Genomic DNA, 15540 nt, shown 5'->3' on the forward strand with positions numbered 1-15540 from the left:
AATGATATGGATTCATTGAAGTGGTTATTACCTAACATTACAGCACCAACATGGATGGACGTTATTATTGCCATCGCTCTTTGTATTGTTGGTTGGCTGTTTCAGCATTTTGTTATAAAGAAAATGATTAATCGCACTGTTATATTTTTGAAAAATCGTCAGCGTAACTTTCAGGCAACAGTGCTCGCGCAATTTAATAAAGCAATTCGCTATGCTTTCATGTTTGCAGTGATTGTACTCAGCTTAACAATATTATTAAAAGAAAATTTATTTACAAATGCAGTGACAAAGAATTTTGTTTTGTCCATTATTGTTTTTTTTCCCTTTAAAGGCGTATATGATGTATTACATTTTTATACCAAGCAGCCACTAACATTGAATAATGATGAAGAACCGAATGTCCTATTACCATTTTTTCTTCGTATAGGAAAAGTACTTATCATGATATTGGCAATGTTTACGATTGCTTCATTTTGGGATTTTAACTTGAATGGCTTTTTAACGGGGATTGGTTTAACGGGTGTAGCGATTGCCTTCGGTATTCGAGATACACTAGCCCATGTTTTTGGTGGGATGTCAGTCGCATTAGATAATCCGTTTCAAATTGGTGATTGGGTAGCAACAGAGGACCAAAAAATTGAAGGAACAATTGAGGATATTAATCTTCGAAGTACATTAATTCAAACAGGTGATAAAGGGCTTGTTTATGTACCTAACTCTTATTTAGTAAATCGACCAATCTATAATTTATCAAAAAGGGAGAAACGAAAATGTGAGCAATTTTTATTTGTAGCTGCGGAAAATGAAGAAGAAACATTACGCAGTGCTTTAAGTGCCATTCAAAAGGAAATTTATTTGCATGCTCAAACAGAAAAAGATATGATTCATGTATTTATAGATGAGTTTTATCCAACTTCCTATCGAGTCCTTGTACGATTCTTTGTGGCAACAAATGATACGGCGGTAATGTTAAATGTGCGACAAGATATTTTGTTTGCTATTCGTCAAATCTTTCAAGAACTAAATATTAAAGTAGCTAATCCGGCTGAAGAGGAATGGATTAGCAATAAAAAATAATTTGAATTGTTAGTTTTCATGTTTTACAATGAATGTATATATAATCAGCTTTGATGAAGAGTAGTAGCCATTATTATTTGTTATAGAGAGCTAGTGGTCGGTGGAAACTAGTACAAAAACTTGGCGAATGGACTTCGGAGCTCTAATCCTGAATAAAGTATGGATTAGCGTCTGCCTACGTTATAGGGCATAGAGAGGGTCTTTAAATCTTTCAGCGGCTACCCAAGCATCAGCTGAATGTAATTATGCCGGGGCATAATTGATTAAGACCAATGAAGGTGGCACCACGGCTTTTCCGTCCTTTTGTGATGGAAAGGCCTTTTTATATGTTTTGGTGGAACTGAACCATGTTATACAGTTCAAATTCCTGACACAATGTTTAGTTAAACGAAAGCGAAATGCTAACGAACGACAGTGTCAAAACGCCAGTGCATAATTAATAGATTTTAGTGTAGAAGAGCAGAGCATAGAGAAGGAGAGAAAGAGGATGACAGTTGAGCTTAGAAAGTTTGCCGTGAAGGCATTACAGGGTGATATGATGACGCCAATTTCCGTTTATCAATCACTTGAAGGGAAGCATAAAATGCTTTTCGAATCGTCAGCCAAGCATGAAGAAAGCGGGCGTTACTCGTTTATCGCCGTCAACCCAGTTGCAGAACTGATTGGAGATAGGGATGGTTATTCTTTTACAAAAGAAGGAGAAACAGAAAAATCGAATGACAATGTATTGCTAAAATTACAGCAAGTTATGCCATTTCATAAGACAAAATACCCTTTCGCCTTTTTTGGAGGAGCAATCGGGTTCTTTGGTTACGAAACAGCATTTTATACAGAAAAAATAGGTGAATACTTGCAGGATGATCTAGAAATGCCCGATGTTCATGTCTTTTTTTATGATACATTTATTGTTTTTGATCATTTAAAGCAAGAGGTTACATTAGCAGCAATCGATTTATTTAATGAAGGGCGTTCTCTTGAATCGATGGAGTTGGCAATTTCTACAGTGCAGAAGCAGCTTCATGCAGGAACAACATTTGATGCCATGACGTTTGGAGAGCTAAATTTCAGACCAATGATTGCCAAAGAAGATTTTGTAGCAATGGTTGATCGGGCTAAGCAGCATATTCGTAAGGGTGACATTTTTCAAATAGTCTTATCACAACGCTTCACTTCACCATATACAGGGAATCCTTTTGCTTTATATCGTCAGTTACGTACTTCTAACCCGTCACCATATATGTTCTATATGGATTTTGGTACGTATACGATTTTAGGGACATCTCCTGAAAGTCTCGTTAAGGTGAAGGATCGAAAGGTCACGACAAATCCAATAGCAGGAACGAAGCCTAGAGGAAAAACGGTGGAGCAGGATAACGCGATTGCGGAAGTGTTATTAAATGATGAAAAAGAAATTGCTGAACATCGTATGCTTGTAGATTTAGGTCGTAATGATCTGGGGCGTATTGCTAAAGTCGGTTCAGTGAAGCTTATAAAATATATGAATATTGAGCGTTATAAACATGTTATGCATATTGTATCGGAGGTTATCGGTGAATTACGTGAGGATGTACATGTTTTGGATGTTCTTAGAGCTTGCCTCCCTGCTGGTACAGTATCAGGTGCGCCGAAAATTCGCGCTATGCAGCTAATCAATGAGCTAGAGCCAGTGAAGCGTGGTGTCTACGCTGGCGCAGTAGGTTATATTTCTACTACAGGTGATATGGATTTAGCGCTAGCCATTCGGACAATGATCATCAAGGATTATCGTGCGCATGTTCAGGCAGGGGCCGGTATTGTGTACGATTCAGTGCCTTTGTCAGAATACGAGGAAACACTAAATAAAGCTCGTGCACTATTGGAGGTAAAACAATGATTTTACTAATCGATAATTATGATTCATTCACATATAATTTATTTCAGCAAATAAGTATGCTTGGGAAAGAAGTTAAAGTAGTACGTAATGATGAAGTGACAATCGAAGAAATTAAGAAAATGCAACCAGAAGCTATTATTTTATCTCCTGGACCAGGTACGCCGATAGATGCTGGAATAACAGTAGATGTTGTCAAAGAACTTTATACGAAATTTCCGATTTTAGGCATTTGCCTTGGACACCAATCGATAGGGCAGGCTTTTGGGAGTAGTATCGTTCGAGCTAAAAATATAATGCATGGAAAATTATCGACGATTCAATACGAAAAAACAGGTTTATTTGCTCAGTTGGACGGTAAAATAGAAGTAATGCGCTATCATTCCCTCGTCATTGAGCCAAGTACGTTACATGATGATTTTAATATTTTAGCAAAGTCTAGTGGTGATGGTGAAATAATGGCGATTCAACATAAGGAGTACCCACTTTATGGGCTACAATTTCATCCAGAATCAATTGGAACACAAGAGGGTAGCATAATGATGCAAACCTTTATAGAACAAATTTCTTAAACGAAATAAAACAGGCTGCCATCAAAAATCAGAAGTTGTGATTTTTGGTGACAGCCATTTTTACAATTAGGATGGTTATATTATTGCTTTTTCCCTGTAATCAATTTCGCAATTTCCTCTAATGACATTGAAGAATTGACATCGTAGGCACCGATTTGTAAGCTTCGAGCGTATTTAGGATTAGCAAGTAAAAGTTCCATTTCAACACTATTTTCGATGACGCCACCATCTTCAAGCTTTTGCGCTACAGTATATGGTTCCATACCGCCATAAATTTGAAGTGTCATAGTGGTAACATTTCCTTGAGACGCCGAATCATCTTTATCTTTAGCAGTTGTTTTAGGTGCATCTGTCTTCTGTGTGTTTTCCTTCGGCTCTTGTTTAACTTGTTCCTTTAACAATGCAATTTCTTTATTTGCCTGATCAAGCTTTTTTTGCAGCTCCTCTACATTTTCTGTGTTGTTGGAAGCATTCGTCGGAAGACCGATATTGAGATCAAAACGAACTGCTAAAGCTAGCAATGCTCCGATAAGAAAAAGTGCAATGCCAAATGCGCGGATAGCGGTATTATTCATAGATTACTGACCTCCGTTTGCAATCACTTGGCGGACTTGCTCTTCAGTTAAATTCGAACGAATACTTATATCGGCTACAGAAAGACCCTGCTTATTAAGTTCAAGTACTTGACTTATAATAATTTGATGGATAGGTTTCGTTTTTGTAGCAGCTTGTCCTGTTTTTGATGTCTGAGCAGCTTGTTGAACAGTTTGTAAGACCTGTTGGATGTTCGGATTTGGTATCGTGTTATTTTGTGCAGATGATGATTTAACCTGAAACTCTGGCTCTAATAACAGCTCCTCCTCAACAATTTTCAGACGACGTTTTAAATTATTTGTTTCTTGAAAAATAGAGATGGATAGCTCCTCTACATCTTGTTCGACTTTTTTCGAGTTATTTTTGAAAAAGAACGACACGATAATTAGGAGTATTCCCACAATCATAAGTATGATGGATAAATCCACTAGTTTCACCTCATTAAGTATGTAATTATAAGGTATTTTACCATATGCAAACTTAATATGAAATGAAGGTAGATTTTTTTTCAGTTTATGTTATAATAGGTTAGTCGTATAAATCATGCTCAAAATTTAAATTCTTGATATAGAGTGGGAGGGTTAATAATGCGCGTAAACATTACTTTAGCTTGCACAGATTGCGGCGAACGTAACTACATTTCTAAAAAGAACAAGCGTAACAATCCAGAGCGTCTTGAACTTAAAAAATATTGCTCTCGCGAGAAGAAATACACTCTTCACCGTGAAACTAAGTAATCGCTCATTAAGCCAAAACCACATGTGGTTTTGGCTTTCTACATTTTTAAGAGGAGGATAGCTTAACATGGATAAATCAACTTTACGGAACGAGGTAAAGGAAGCTCTTGCCGAAATGAGCGAAGTAGCTTACCACGATCAATCATTTGCTGTATTAAAAAAAGTGTTACAGGAACCATATATAATAGAAGCAACTACAATCGGCATTACTATTTCCAATAAGCCAGAAATCGACACAATTCAATTAATAGAAGAACTGTGGCAACTTGGTAAAAAAGTGGCAGTACCTAAATGTAATTCAAAGACAAGAGAAATGTCATTTTATACCATTGAATCATTTGACCAACTTGAAACTGTTTATATGCATTTGCGTGAGCCAATTCCAGAAAAGTGTGAGTTTGTTGACGCAAATGAAATGGATGTCATCCTTGTTCCAGGAGTTGTTTTTGATCCGTTCGGCTATCGAATCGGCTACGGCGGTGGTTATTATGATCGCTATGTATTAAACTGTAAAAAGGGTAAGCTTATGTCTCTCATATTTAACGAGCAGCTATATGAACATATCCCAAGAGAAGCGCACGACTGCCCAGTAGATATCATTGTGACACCGACAAAACGTCTTGACTGTGTAACACAACGAGGAGCGAACTAAAATGGACAAAATGTTAGATATTTATGAATTACTAAAAACATATGGCACTTATATTTACACACGAGATCCGATCGGTGATTTGATGTTAATGGAGGATGAAATTCGCGAGTTGTATAAAGCGAATGTACTAGATATTAAAGATTACCAAATGGCATTGTTACTAATTCGACAAGAAACAACAAAACTTCGTATGAAAGAAAATAGTCAGTAAGGATTTAAAATAAATCATTTGGGGTATTGTAAAAATAATGTAATATGTATGTAATATTCTTAAAACAGTGGTTTTCCACTGTTTTTATGATTTGTGAAACTTTTTACAATTAAAAACGTATATATTATTGTCCAGAGCGAACAAGAAGAACAGTTTTCCATAAATATATCTATTGATTATCTGTAAAAAAAGGATTAAGATATATTTTGTTTCAGTAACAAATTGTAAAAAATTATTATTTTTTTTGTAAGAAAGTAAGGAGGATGTTAGGAATGAAATCAATAAAGTGGCCTAAACATTCATTTATGATACTAGCAATTGTAGCAACTTGGATAAAAACGGTCATTGTTTATCACACAAGTTTTGAGATGAAAATTGAAAATGCAATGCAACAATTTATTTTGCTTATTAATCCATTGAGCTTTGTGCTATTTGCTTATGGTATTTCGTTATTCTTTAAATCACCGAAAGTTAAAAGTCGCTATATAATTACGATCAGTGTTATTTTATCGATTGTTTTATACGGAAATGTGGCATTCTATCGTTTCTACAACGACTTTATTACGCTACCAGTATTATTCCAAACAAGTAACTTTGGCGATCTAGGAACTTCAGTGGCAGCGATTGTCAGCCCTTGGGATTTATTATATTTCATCGACGTGCTGATTTTAATTTTAGCGAACAAATATTTGCCAAAAATGAAGGAAGCAGTAAAAGTCAACGTAGAATTCCGTCGTGCGTACTTCGTATTAGCGATTGCGATGACATTCTTAAACTTAGGATTAGCTGAAACTGAGCGTCCACAATTGTTAACACGTAGTTTTGACCGTGAATTACTTGTGAAAAACATTGGTACGTATAACTACCATTTGTATGATATTTATATTCAATCAAAATCTTCTGCTCAACGTGCGTTAGCGGATGGCAGTGAATTAGTAGAAGTGAACAACTATATTCGTTCTAATCAAGCAGCAATCAACCCTCAAATGTTTGGTAAATACAAGGGGCGTAATTTGATCCTTGTATCGATGGAGTCTTTACAAAACTTTGTTATTAATAATCAAATGGATGGTCATGAAATTACACCATTCTTAAACTCTTTAACAAAAGATAAAGATACGTTTTATTTCAGTAACTTCTATCACCAAACTGGGTTAGGGAAAACTTCTGACTCAGAGTTTATTACAGAGAACTCATTGTTCGGCTTAGGTCGAGGTGCGGTATTCTTCACGCATGGTGGAAATACGTATAACTCAATGGCTGAGCGCCTTGGAGATAATGGCTACTTTACAAATGTCATGCACCCAAATAATAAATCATTCTGGAATCGTGACATGATGTATCAATCATTACACATTAATAAATTCTATGATATAGATTCATATAAGATTGGCGAAGGGGAAGCAGTTAACTGGGGTATGAAAGATGTTCCATTCCTTGAGCAATCTGCAGCTTTAATGAAAGATATGCAACAGCCATTCTATTCTCGACTAATTACTTTAACGAACCACTATCCATTCACATTGGACCCAGAAGATGTAATGATTCCTGAATATACGTCAAACTCAGGTACATTAAATCGTTATTTCCAAACAGTTCGTTATATGGATGAAGCTCTTAAAGACTTCTTCCAAAGTTTAAAAGATCAAGGTGTATATGATAACTCTATTATTGTAATGTATGGTGACCATTATGGTATTTCAGAAAACCATAACAAAGCGATGGCTCAATATTTAGGAAAAGAAAGCATTACATCATTTGATAATGCAATGCTACAAGAAGTACCATTATTTATCCATATCCCTAACTCAGGAGATGGTAAAGAAATGACAGAGATTGCAGGACAAATGGATTTACGTCCAACAATTTTACACCTTCTTGGCATTGAAACTTCAAAAGATATGCAACTTGGTGCAGACCTATTCTCACCAGAGCATGAAGATTTCGTAGTTTTCCGTGACGGTCGTTTTGTAACAGATAAATATGTATACGTTGGTGAAGCTTGCTATGACAAAGCAACTGGTGAAGAAATCGATGGTGAGCCATGTGAGCCATATGCTGAACGAGCTACGAAAGAACTAGAAAATTCTGATGCTATCATTAACGGTGATTTACTCCGCTTCTATGACCAAAAGACAGGTAATTTGAAACAAGGAGTAGTTAAGTAAACAAAGTAAGAGATCTCATGTTTAGTGAGATCTCTTTTTTTGTTGTATATTAAGCGTCCATTAGCGAGTTTTCATTAGAAGTGACGAGTTTATTTCCACATAGTCTGGAAACTTTATTAAACACTTAAATGGGAGTGTTTGGAAGGGTTTTTATGTATCCCTATCAGCTGATAATTTAAAACGTTCTGGAAGCCATGTAAGCAGCTTAGAGGAAAGAGGACATTAACGTGTTAGAATAGGTGAATAATTAATCCTCACTGTTCGTAAGGTCAAAAAGAACAGCTCAAATAGGAAGTAAATAGAAAAAAGAGCAGCCTCGTTATGAGACCGCTCTTTTTTTGTCTGAATTTTAGTGTAATGTTGGTGGGTATCCGCTGTGAATTACAGTCATAATTACGAACCAACCGAATACTACTGCACTTAATAAGTTGAAAACAACGCTTAAAAGGTTCTTTTCTTTAAGTGCTTGGAATGTACCAACTACAGCTAAAATTGAAACTAGACCAAAAATAACCATTAATAAGTTCATTAAAAATTGACACTCCTTTCGACATCAGAAAATGAATGTCGTCAACAATATTCCTCCTTAATTGTAAACGTTCTACCTGTTTTTGTCGAGAACTAAAATAGCTTAAACTATGAACATTTATCGTCAAATTGTGGTAAAGGCTGTATAATTGATATTGAGGTGATAGTAATGATGAACGTACGAAGTTATTCACTTGGACCTGTCCAAACGAATTGTTATATCGTATCGAATAAAAATAAAGAATGCATAATTTTTGATCCAGGAGAAGAAGCAGATCGAATTATCAAGGCAATACGTAGTAACGGCCTAAAACCATTAGCCATTTTTTTAACACATGCGCATTTCGATCATATCGGTGCCGTAAATGCTGTCCGCGAAGCTTTTAATGTGCCATTATGGATTCATGAAAAAGAAGTAAGCTGGTTAGGAGATCCAACAAAAAATGGCTCTAGTAAATATGCGGCATTACCAGATTATATTGTAGATGCTCCATCTGAAGAAAATATAATAAAAAAAGAACAACTATTTGAAATAAGCGATTTTGGTTTTAAAGCAATTTTTACGCCGGGACACTCACCAGGTAGTATTTCATATATATTTGAAAATGATGGCTTCGCTATTGTTGGAGATACACTCTTTGAACAAGGTGTCGGTCGAACGGACTTACTAGGAGGATCAACAAAAATATTACTTGCATCAATTCATGATAAGCTGTTGACATTACCTGAAGATACTATTATCTACCCTGGCCATGGTAATTATACAACAGTCGGTGCAGAAATGGAGACAAATCCCTTCTTGAATGGTTTTTAATAAATGACATTCCAAAACTTTTGGTGATGAACTTGGAGAATGTATACTATAAAAATCCCCCTGGCATTTTCGTAATGCAAAGGGGGATATTACTATGCTTTGATTATTTTTTATTGTTCTAATGAATAAATTTACATAAAAAAAGCATGTCTCATATTGGATGAGACACGCGTTTTTCTTTGTATTAATGACCGCCACCAGGTACGTGAATGAATGTTGTATAGTACGTGAAGCCAGCAAAGAATACAGTTAAATATGCTCCGAAAATGTACATGTACATACGTTCTGAAAGGTTCAAGAAGCCTAATAATAAGAATAAACCTGTATTACCTACGAATAATAGCGATACTTCGTTCATACCACCAAGGTAGAACATGACTGCAAAAATACCTGTCCAGAATGCCATAACTTTATACATATTATCCATGAAGATTTCCCCTCCTTTTGCCCACGACACAATAATCTCTTACTCATTATAAATGATATGAAAGGTATCTGTAAACTGGAACTTCTTCTTCTTTGTGACAAACCATTGGATTTTAAAAGTTAGTTATCAATTTCTGTCACGTTTATTTCATATTTACATAAATCACAATTATGTACCATGCTATCAATTTGTATAAAATCATTGCTCGAAAAAAGCGCATCAACCTGTCCTTTTAAATACGATTCATGTAAAGAACAAACAAGGTCTGAATGAGTAGTAAGCTGCCCTTGGAATGGACAATTAAAAATGGAGAACGTCACTTTTTTACCGTTTTCTGTTTGTTGTACTTGCGGAATATAGCCAATTAATGCTGCATTGTCAGTTAATAGCTGAAGCTTTTGTTCGAAGGAAAGGCTATTATTTAATTGTAATTCGGCATTTACATAATTCTTCATTTGCTGATAACCGTCTTGGTAGCTTATATCTTGGCATCTTTCTAGTGCAGATGGTCCGAATTCTTGAATTAATTGGATTGTCCACTTTAATAGTCGCTCCTCATCACGTCTCGGGAACGTTAGTGATACACCTTTATCTGAAGCTTTATAAACACGACCAGGTCTTCCGCCTTTCCCAGTTTTAGCAAAATCAGCTGTGATGATATTGATTTCTGATAGCTTTGTTAGGTGTAAACGTGCAACGTTTGGATGTATGCCGAACTTATCAGCGATGTTTTGGACCGTTACGGTTTTCTTCTCTTGCAGGATGTACTCATAAATAGAGTATCTAGTCTCATCGGCTAATGTACTAGTAATTTTTAATGGATGGATCATTTACTTCACCTCTATGTAATTTTTGAATGTTATTTAATTTTACCAAGTGTTAGAAAAAAAACCATGTTAATTCTATTATATTGTATTATTTAAAAAGATACAGTTCCTTTAGGCATAAATATTAACTTTTTCATAAGATACTGTTCATTTTTAGTGAAAATTTGCATGTTATTCACACTTTTATAGCAAAAAACACGTTTGATAGGAAATTTTATAACAAATTTTTATTTTACGAAAAGGGCTTTTTTCATAATTGGTGATTATCTATACTAGGAAATAACGAATAGAGCGGTCATATTCGAATGAAGTAGAAGAGGGGGTTTAATTTACAGAATTTTTAGATAAAAATGCATTCCAAGTCTTTTAAGGAATATAGAAATATATTTGAATTATGGGGAATGGGGCCGGACATGAATAATAAATATGCAAATAAAGATGAAAATAATGATTATATTCTGGAAGCTCGAGATGTACGCTCGCTATTGTACTCGCAACTTTATTAATTTGGGGAATTTTTGATATTTTCAATGCGCAAAATACTGGGTTTGGTTTTCCGTGGTGGTTAATAATTGAAATAGTTTTTGTTTATACTGTCTCAAGATACTACTTTACATTCAAAAACTTAAAAAAATAAACTAAAGCTGGATTTTGATCCGCAGTATCGCTTAATACAATGTTAGGTTCAACACATATGGTTTAAATCAATATAAAATTCTGGTATCAAAATACGTCAGTCGAGGCTACGCAAATTTATGAACATTAATTTTTCGATGGGTCCAATCGTAAATACGAGGCTCTGTAATTAGGTGCCTTGTATTTTTTTACGTAAAAATCTGGTGATTCAACATTTTAGAGGCGCATGTGAAGACAAATTAATTAAGCGTATTAATTATGAAACGTAGCGAGCAGTAAGCTGGTTTTACATGTTTATTTGATCGATTGATATAATTAACAGTTACGCTGCCACTTTATTCCGTTATCTTAAAAATAAACGTTCTACCCAGCTCATTAAATAAAATAGTTGCATTGTATATTGCAATGTGTTAAATGTGTATAAAGTGTATATATATTGTGTTATATTGAGGGTTTTAATAGTATGTTCTCAATCAACAAATGAAGAAGAGGGATTAGCATGCAAATCATTATTTCAAATAGTTCAAAGGAACCAATCTATGAACAAATTACAAATCAAATCAAGTCATTGATTTTAACAGGTGACCTATTGGAAGGGACAGCATTACCCTCTATGCGTCAATTAGCAAAGGATCTACAGATTAGTGTAATTACAACCAAGCGTGCTTATGAAGAATTAGAGAAAGCTGGCTTTATTTATTCCATTGTAGGTAAAGGCTCTTTTATTGCAGAGCAAAATTTAGAGGTAATCAAAGAGAAAAAATTAAAAGTCATTGAAGAGCAGTTGAGTGCAGTCATAAAAAATAGCAGAGAAATAGGAATGTCACTTAATGAGTTGCAAGAACTATTGAGTATTTTGAATGAGGAGTGAAGCAATGGAAAATGTCATTGAAATAAGGAATATAAGCAAAAAATTCAAAGGTTTTTCTATTGATAATCTTGACTTGCAAGTGAAGAAAGGGTACATAACAGGGTTTATCGGGGCAAATGGTGCCGGAAAGTCGACAACAATAAAAATGATAATGAATTTATTGAAGCCAGATACCGGAGAGGTTAATCTTTTTGGATTGGACTATAAAACACATGAAAAAGAGATTAAAGAGCGTATTGGGTTTGTATATGATGAAAATGTATTTTTTGAAGGGTTGAACTTAAAGGATATAAGGAAAATTGTTGGCCCAGCCTATAGAAGCTGGGATGATGCACTGTTTTATCAATATGTAAAAAAATTCGATTTACCATTAAATAAACCTATAAAAACTTTCTCAAAAGGGATGCAAATGAAGGTATCTTTAGCGATAGCCTTGTCACACCATGCAGAGCTGATTATTATGGATGAACCGACAGCAGGTTTAGACCCTATTTTTAGACGAGAGTTCTTAAATTTATTGCAAGAGTTAATGCTTGATGGTAGTCGTACTATCTTTATCTCTACACATATTACAACCGATTTAGATCGTATTGCAGATTATATAGCTTTTATGCAGAATGGGGAATTAGTATTTAATCATTCGGGTCATGATTTAGTCGAAAATTATGCCTTAGTGAAAGGAGGACTAGATCTTCTAGATAGAGACACTGAAAAAGCATTTGTGCGTGTTCATCGTGCATCAACGGGATTTGAAGCTTTAACGAAAGATAGAAGGACTGTAAATGAAATTTTTGGGGACAGTGTTGTAATTGAACGTGCCTCTTTAGAAGACATAATGTACTATTTTAAGGAGCTGAACCATGCTTAATTTAATCAGACGTGATGTTATATTACAGAAGAAGCATTTGCTGGTATTTATCCCCTTTATTTTAGTCTTTGTTATTTTTGATACATCACCAATTTTGGTATTTCTCGTTGCTAGTATTTATATCCCCTTTAATACGTGTGGTTACGATGAGAAAGCAGAAACAGATATTCTATTAAATTCCTTACCTTACACTCGTAAAGAAATTATCACATCTCGTTATATAGGTGCTATTGTTTATATGTTTTTATCTATTGCAGTAACGAGTTTAATCCTGTTTGTTTTTAATAAGCCTTTTACAATTACAGATATTGTAATCAGTAGCGGATTATTTTTATTATTTGTTGCTTTTACTTTTCCGTTATTCCAACTATTCAAGACAGGTTACTTTACAATAGTAGTTCTCATTAGCTTTGTTATTCTAACTAGAGTAACAGGGCTTATTGTGCCGTTTATTAGTGATTTTATTGTCAATATACCTTTACAAATATTATATATGAGCGCGGTAATTACGATCATCACAATCTATGCTATTTCATGGGGAATTACTTCGGCTATTTATCAACGAAAAATATTCTAAATGTAGTTTTTGCTAGTAAACATTATTTTAAAAATAAAAGAGTTTTTCATTAACAGTTGAAGGTGAAATTACTAATAAATATATTTGTTGCATTTTAATTGTTCAAAATAAGTAAACATAAAAGAAACAGGAGCAAATTATCATTGAAAAAATTTCGTGGGAAAAAGCGTTATTTTCATAATTTATCGAGGCAACTAGACGTAGCGCACTATGATTTAGATTTTGGGGAGGAAGGATGGTTTGATTTCTGGCATACTCATCTTGATTTTTATGGCTATGGAGATAATAGTTTAAAGTTAAGAAAAGAGCATATAAAGGCTCATATAATTTTATACAAAAGCTTATTAGAAAATCTTCAAGTATTTGAAAAACCTTATCAATCTTGGATAGAATTAGCTGATGAAGACGCAGGATCAGATGCGGTTTTTATCCATACCCCTAACCCTAATGATGATAACTTCCCTCTTAAGTTAGAAAATTTAAAGTGGGATTGTCCCATTCCAAAAGAGTACAAGGATTTAATAAATCTAAATGAGTTTAATGTAGGTCTTTATACTGGAGAATCGAATAATATCCTCATAATTCAATCAAAAAATAGTGGGGTAAGATTATAGGATTTTATTTGACGATAGACTGCTATATGCTGGATGTGTGTACTATCATAATTACCTATAAAAAGAGGCTACCGTATTATTTTGGTAGCCTCGTACATTTTATCAGCAAAAGCAAAGTAAAATATTATGATGTTAAATCAATTAAAAATTAAGTTGATGTTTACCGAATGGACTACATATATGGCGAGGTTGGTATTCGTCTTAAAGGATGTTTGATGTGTTTGGATTGGTGAATATAATGTAGTAATTATAGAGAGAAAATTACTGACTTAGTTTATATTCCTTTATGAACCTTTAATGGAAATTAGCACGTTATCCACATTTTTATAGCAAAAAACATGTTTGCTAGGAAATTTTATAGCAAATTTTTATTTTAAGAAAAGGGCTTTTCTTGCGACAGGTTCCTATCTATACTAGGACATAACGAATAGAGCGGTCATATTCGAATAAACCAGAAGAGGGGTGCGAATATGCAAAATTTTGAAACGGTTGTTGAACGAAAATGTGAGCAACTTTTACTTAAAGCCTATCATTTCGGTGCATCAGATTTACTTTTAGTTCCGGAAAGTGAGCGGTACCGTATTTATTTTCGCAAATATGATAAGCTACTCCAAGCAGGGGAGTTACCAAACAATCTTGCGGAACGAATGATTTCCTTTTATAAATTTTCAGCGGCATTAGATATTAGCGAGCGGCGAAAACCCCAAAGCGGCTCCTTCCAAAAAGCTATGGAACAAGATCAATATGCCTTTCGTGTCTCGACACTTCCCTCCGTATTTTTAAAAGAAAGCCTAATTATCCTGTGACGTAAAGCATTAATTTTCCGTTTGGAAATTATATGCTTTATTTTAATTTAGGAAATTTTATGGTTGAATATCGAATGATAATCACGTCTCTTCGCCACTTAAAGCTTCTTTTATACAAGACTACCAACTATAGATGAAATAGAGCAGTAAAAAAGAAATACAGCTTACGATAGGTAGATCTGTTTTTTCTCCAAAGTGGTTAAAAGATGGTCGGTTTATTGCCTATTTTGCAGGTAAATAGATAATTGTATTTATATATTTAATTTTTTATGAAAAAGGAAAGAATATTAAGGATAACTAGAAATTTAAATAAGTGAAATGGTGATATCAAATCACATTATTAAACGGTCGCATTGTTAGAGTTAAAAAAAATAAAATAAAAGAACGAATTCCGATTGGTGGAGTTCGTTCTTTTATTTGCTTCTTAAGTAAAAATTGTATTTTTTATATATGACAAAACAATGATTTATGGAGGTATGAAAACTAATGATATGGTGTTGTTATTGTATCTAGAAAAAATAACTGCTGCTAATCTATATCGTTTTTCATATGATTTTAATAATTAATTGACTTGAAATTGATACAAAAGAAAATCTCATAAAGTAGATGTCACAGTATGAGGAAATTATGAAAGGGTCACAGTGGAATCATCAGTGACCAAAAATTAGAGGTATAAAGCGAATGGATTAGA

The 15540-nt window shown here is 34.2% G+C and carries 18 protein-coding genes and 1 other annotated feature; of the genes, 13 read left to right on the plus strand and 5 right to left on the minus strand.

What is annotated here, in order from left to right; translation table 11 throughout:
• The first annotated feature begins 6 nt into the window (after positions 1-6).
• The 3 genes from ACVYAD_RS21580 (at position 7) to ACVYAD_RS21590 (ending at position 3519) form a co-directional block, all read left to right on the plus strand.
• Complete coding sequence (locus ACVYAD_RS21580) at positions 7-1077, plus strand: mechanosensitive ion channel family protein (RefSeq protein WP_476427899.1); 1071 nt, start codon at positions 7-9, stop codon at positions 1075-1077.
• Between the two features lie 41 nt (positions 1078-1118).
• Positions 1119-1383: a binding site (T-box leader), on the plus strand.
• A gap of 181 nt (positions 1384-1564) precedes the next feature.
• Positions 1565-2950 carry an anthranilate synthase component I gene (gene trpE, locus ACVYAD_RS21585; protein ID WP_476427900.1) on the plus strand — a complete coding sequence of 462 codons (1386 nt, stop codon included), beginning with the start codon at positions 1565-1567 and terminating at the stop codon, positions 2948-2950.
• Positions 2947-3519, plus strand: coding sequence for an anthranilate synthase component II (locus ACVYAD_RS21590; RefSeq protein ID WP_386827509.1), 573 nt, complete (start codon positions 2947-2949; stop codon positions 3517-3519). Before trpE ends, ACVYAD_RS21590 begins: the two co-directional genes overlap by 4 nt.
• Before the next feature lie 80 nt (positions 3520-3599).
• Here ACVYAD_RS21590 and ACVYAD_RS21595 read toward each other — a convergent pair whose 3' ends face one another.
• On the minus strand, positions 3600-4094 hold the full coding sequence (locus ACVYAD_RS21595; protein WP_476427901.1) for a hypothetical protein: 495 nt from the start codon (positions 4092-4094) through the stop codon (positions 3600-3602).
• 3 nt (positions 4095-4097) lie between these two features.
• Positions 4098-4541, minus strand: a complete 444-nt coding sequence (locus tag ACVYAD_RS21600) for a hypothetical protein (protein WP_349660322.1) — start codon at positions 4539-4541, stop codon at positions 4098-4100.
• 159 nt (positions 4542-4700) lie between these two features.
• Here ACVYAD_RS21600 and rpmG point away from each other — a divergent pair, with 159 nt between their 5' ends.
• The 4 genes from rpmG (at position 4701) to ACVYAD_RS21620 (ending at position 7881) form a co-directional block, all read left to right on the plus strand.
• The gene (gene rpmG, locus ACVYAD_RS21605) at positions 4701-4850 is read left to right on the plus strand and encodes a 50S ribosomal protein L33 (protein ID WP_008408521.1); all 150 of its coding nucleotides are present in this window, start codon (positions 4701-4703) and stop codon (positions 4848-4850) included.
• Positions 4851-4917: 67 nt separating this feature from the next.
• Complete coding sequence (locus tag ACVYAD_RS21610; protein WP_476427902.1) at positions 4918-5502, plus strand: 5-formyltetrahydrofolate cyclo-ligase; 585 nt, start codon at positions 4918-4920, stop codon at positions 5500-5502.
• 1 nt (position 5503) lies between these two features.
• Positions 5504-5713 (plus strand): YqgQ family protein, encoded by a 210-nt coding sequence (locus ACVYAD_RS21615; RefSeq protein WP_079563422.1) that lies wholly within the window; start codon positions 5504-5506, stop codon positions 5711-5713.
• Positions 5714-5985: 272 nt separating this feature from the next.
• Positions 5986-7881, plus strand: coding sequence for an LTA synthase family protein (locus ACVYAD_RS21620; RefSeq protein WP_349660320.1), 1896 nt, complete (start codon positions 5986-5988; stop codon positions 7879-7881).
• A 349-nt stretch (positions 7882-8230) separates the two neighbouring features.
• On the opposite strand, the gene ACVYAD_RS21625 is transcribed toward ACVYAD_RS21620, so the two are convergent.
• Positions 8231-8410: a DUF2759 domain-containing protein gene (locus ACVYAD_RS21625; RefSeq protein ID WP_079563420.1), complete on the minus strand. Its 180-nt coding sequence runs from the start codon at positions 8408-8410 to the stop codon at positions 8231-8233.
• A 168-nt stretch (positions 8411-8578) separates the two neighbouring features.
• Here ACVYAD_RS21625 and ACVYAD_RS21630 point away from each other — a divergent pair, with 168 nt between their 5' ends.
• A complete protein-coding gene (locus ACVYAD_RS21630) occupies positions 8579-9223 on the plus strand; it encodes an MBL fold metallo-hydrolase (protein WP_349660319.1) in 645 nt (214 codons plus the stop codon).
• A gap of 184 nt (positions 9224-9407) precedes the next feature.
• Here the strand turns inward: ACVYAD_RS21630 and ACVYAD_RS21635 are convergent, their stop codons facing one another.
• Both ACVYAD_RS21635 and ACVYAD_RS21640 read right to left on the minus strand, forming a co-directional pair.
• Positions 9408-9650: a DUF2626 family protein gene (locus ACVYAD_RS21635; protein ID WP_024361272.1), complete on the minus strand. Its 243-nt coding sequence runs from the start codon at positions 9648-9650 to the stop codon at positions 9408-9410.
• 119 nt (positions 9651-9769) lie between these two features.
• Positions 9770-10480 (minus strand): helix-turn-helix transcriptional regulator, encoded by a 711-nt coding sequence (locus ACVYAD_RS21640; protein WP_349660318.1) that lies wholly within the window; start codon positions 10478-10480, stop codon positions 9770-9772.
• Positions 10481-11612: 1132 nt separating this feature from the next.
• Here ACVYAD_RS21640 and ACVYAD_RS21645 point away from each other — a divergent pair.
• The 5 genes from ACVYAD_RS21645 (at position 11613) to ACVYAD_RS21665 (ending at position 14849) form a co-directional block, all read left to right on the plus strand.
• The gene (locus ACVYAD_RS21645) at positions 11613-11984 is read left to right on the plus strand and encodes a GntR family transcriptional regulator (protein WP_349660316.1); all 372 of its coding nucleotides are present in this window, start codon (positions 11613-11615) and stop codon (positions 11982-11984) included.
• A gap of 4 nt (positions 11985-11988) precedes the next feature.
• The gene (locus ACVYAD_RS21650) at positions 11989-12852 is read left to right on the plus strand and encodes an ABC transporter ATP-binding protein (RefSeq protein WP_476427903.1); all 864 of its coding nucleotides are present in this window, start codon (positions 11989-11991) and stop codon (positions 12850-12852) included.
• Entirely contained in the window at positions 12845-13429 is a 585-nt protein-coding gene (locus ACVYAD_RS21655; protein WP_476427904.1) for an ABC-2 transporter permease, read from the plus strand. Before ACVYAD_RS21650 ends, ACVYAD_RS21655 begins: the two co-directional genes overlap by 8 nt.
• Before the next feature lie 143 nt (positions 13430-13572).
• Positions 13573-14043 (plus strand): hypothetical protein, encoded by a 471-nt coding sequence (locus ACVYAD_RS21660; protein ID WP_349660313.1) that lies wholly within the window; start codon positions 13573-13575, stop codon positions 14041-14043.
• Between the two features lie 470 nt (positions 14044-14513).
• Positions 14514-14849, plus strand: coding sequence for an ATPase, T2SS/T4P/T4SS family (locus tag ACVYAD_RS21665; RefSeq protein ID WP_476427905.1), 336 nt, complete (start codon positions 14514-14516; stop codon positions 14847-14849).
• Positions 14850-15540 lie beyond the last annotated feature (691 nt).

It is taken from the genome of Lysinibacillus sp. G1-3, assembly GCF_056322905.1.

Coding starts and splice junctions, on each gene's coding strand:
- ACVYAD_RS21625 (WP_079563420.1), bottom strand. CDS start 8,410: ATGAACTTATTAATGGTTATTTTTGGTCTAGTTTCAATTTTAGCTGTA.
- ACVYAD_RS21630 (WP_349660319.1), top strand. CDS start 8,579: ATGATGAACGTACGAAGTTATTCACTTGGACCTGTCCAAACGAATTGT.
- ACVYAD_RS21595 (WP_476427901.1), bottom strand. CDS start 4,094: ATGAATAATACCGCTATCCGCGCATTTGGCATTGCACTTTTTCTTATC.
- ACVYAD_RS21645 (WP_349660316.1), top strand. CDS start 11,613: ATGCAAATCATTATTTCAAATAGTTCAAAGGAACCAATCTATGAACAA.
- rpmG (WP_008408521.1), top strand. CDS start 4,701: ATGCGCGTAAACATTACTTTAGCTTGCACAGATTGCGGCGAACGTAAC.
- ACVYAD_RS21635 (WP_024361272.1), bottom strand. CDS start 9,650: ATGGATAATATGTATAAAGTTATGGCATTCTGGACAGGTATTTTTGCA.
- ACVYAD_RS21655 (WP_476427904.1), top strand. CDS start 12,845: ATGCTTAATTTAATCAGACGTGATGTTATATTACAGAAGAAGCATTTG.
- ACVYAD_RS21610 (WP_476427902.1), top strand. CDS start 4,918: ATGGATAAATCAACTTTACGGAACGAGGTAAAGGAAGCTCTTGCCGAA.
- ACVYAD_RS21620 (WP_349660320.1), top strand. CDS start 5,986: ATGAAATCAATAAAGTGGCCTAAACATTCATTTATGATACTAGCAATT.
- ACVYAD_RS21590 (WP_386827509.1), top strand. CDS start 2,947: ATGATTTTACTAATCGATAATTATGATTCATTCACATATAATTTATTT.
- ACVYAD_RS21580 (WP_476427899.1), top strand. CDS start 7: ATGGATTCATTGAAGTGGTTATTACCTAACATTACAGCACCAACATGG.
- trpE (WP_476427900.1), top strand. CDS start 1,565: ATGACAGTTGAGCTTAGAAAGTTTGCCGTGAAGGCATTACAGGGTGAT.
- ACVYAD_RS21665 (WP_476427905.1), top strand. CDS start 14,514: ATGCAAAATTTTGAAACGGTTGTTGAACGAAAATGTGAGCAACTTTTA.
- ACVYAD_RS21640 (WP_349660318.1), bottom strand. CDS start 10,480: ATGATCCATCCATTAAAAATTACTAGTACATTAGCCGATGAGACTAGA.
- ACVYAD_RS21615 (WP_079563422.1), top strand. CDS start 5,504: ATGGACAAAATGTTAGATATTTATGAATTACTAAAAACATATGGCACT.
- ACVYAD_RS21650 (WP_476427903.1), top strand. CDS start 11,989: ATGGAAAATGTCATTGAAATAAGGAATATAAGCAAAAAATTCAAAGGT.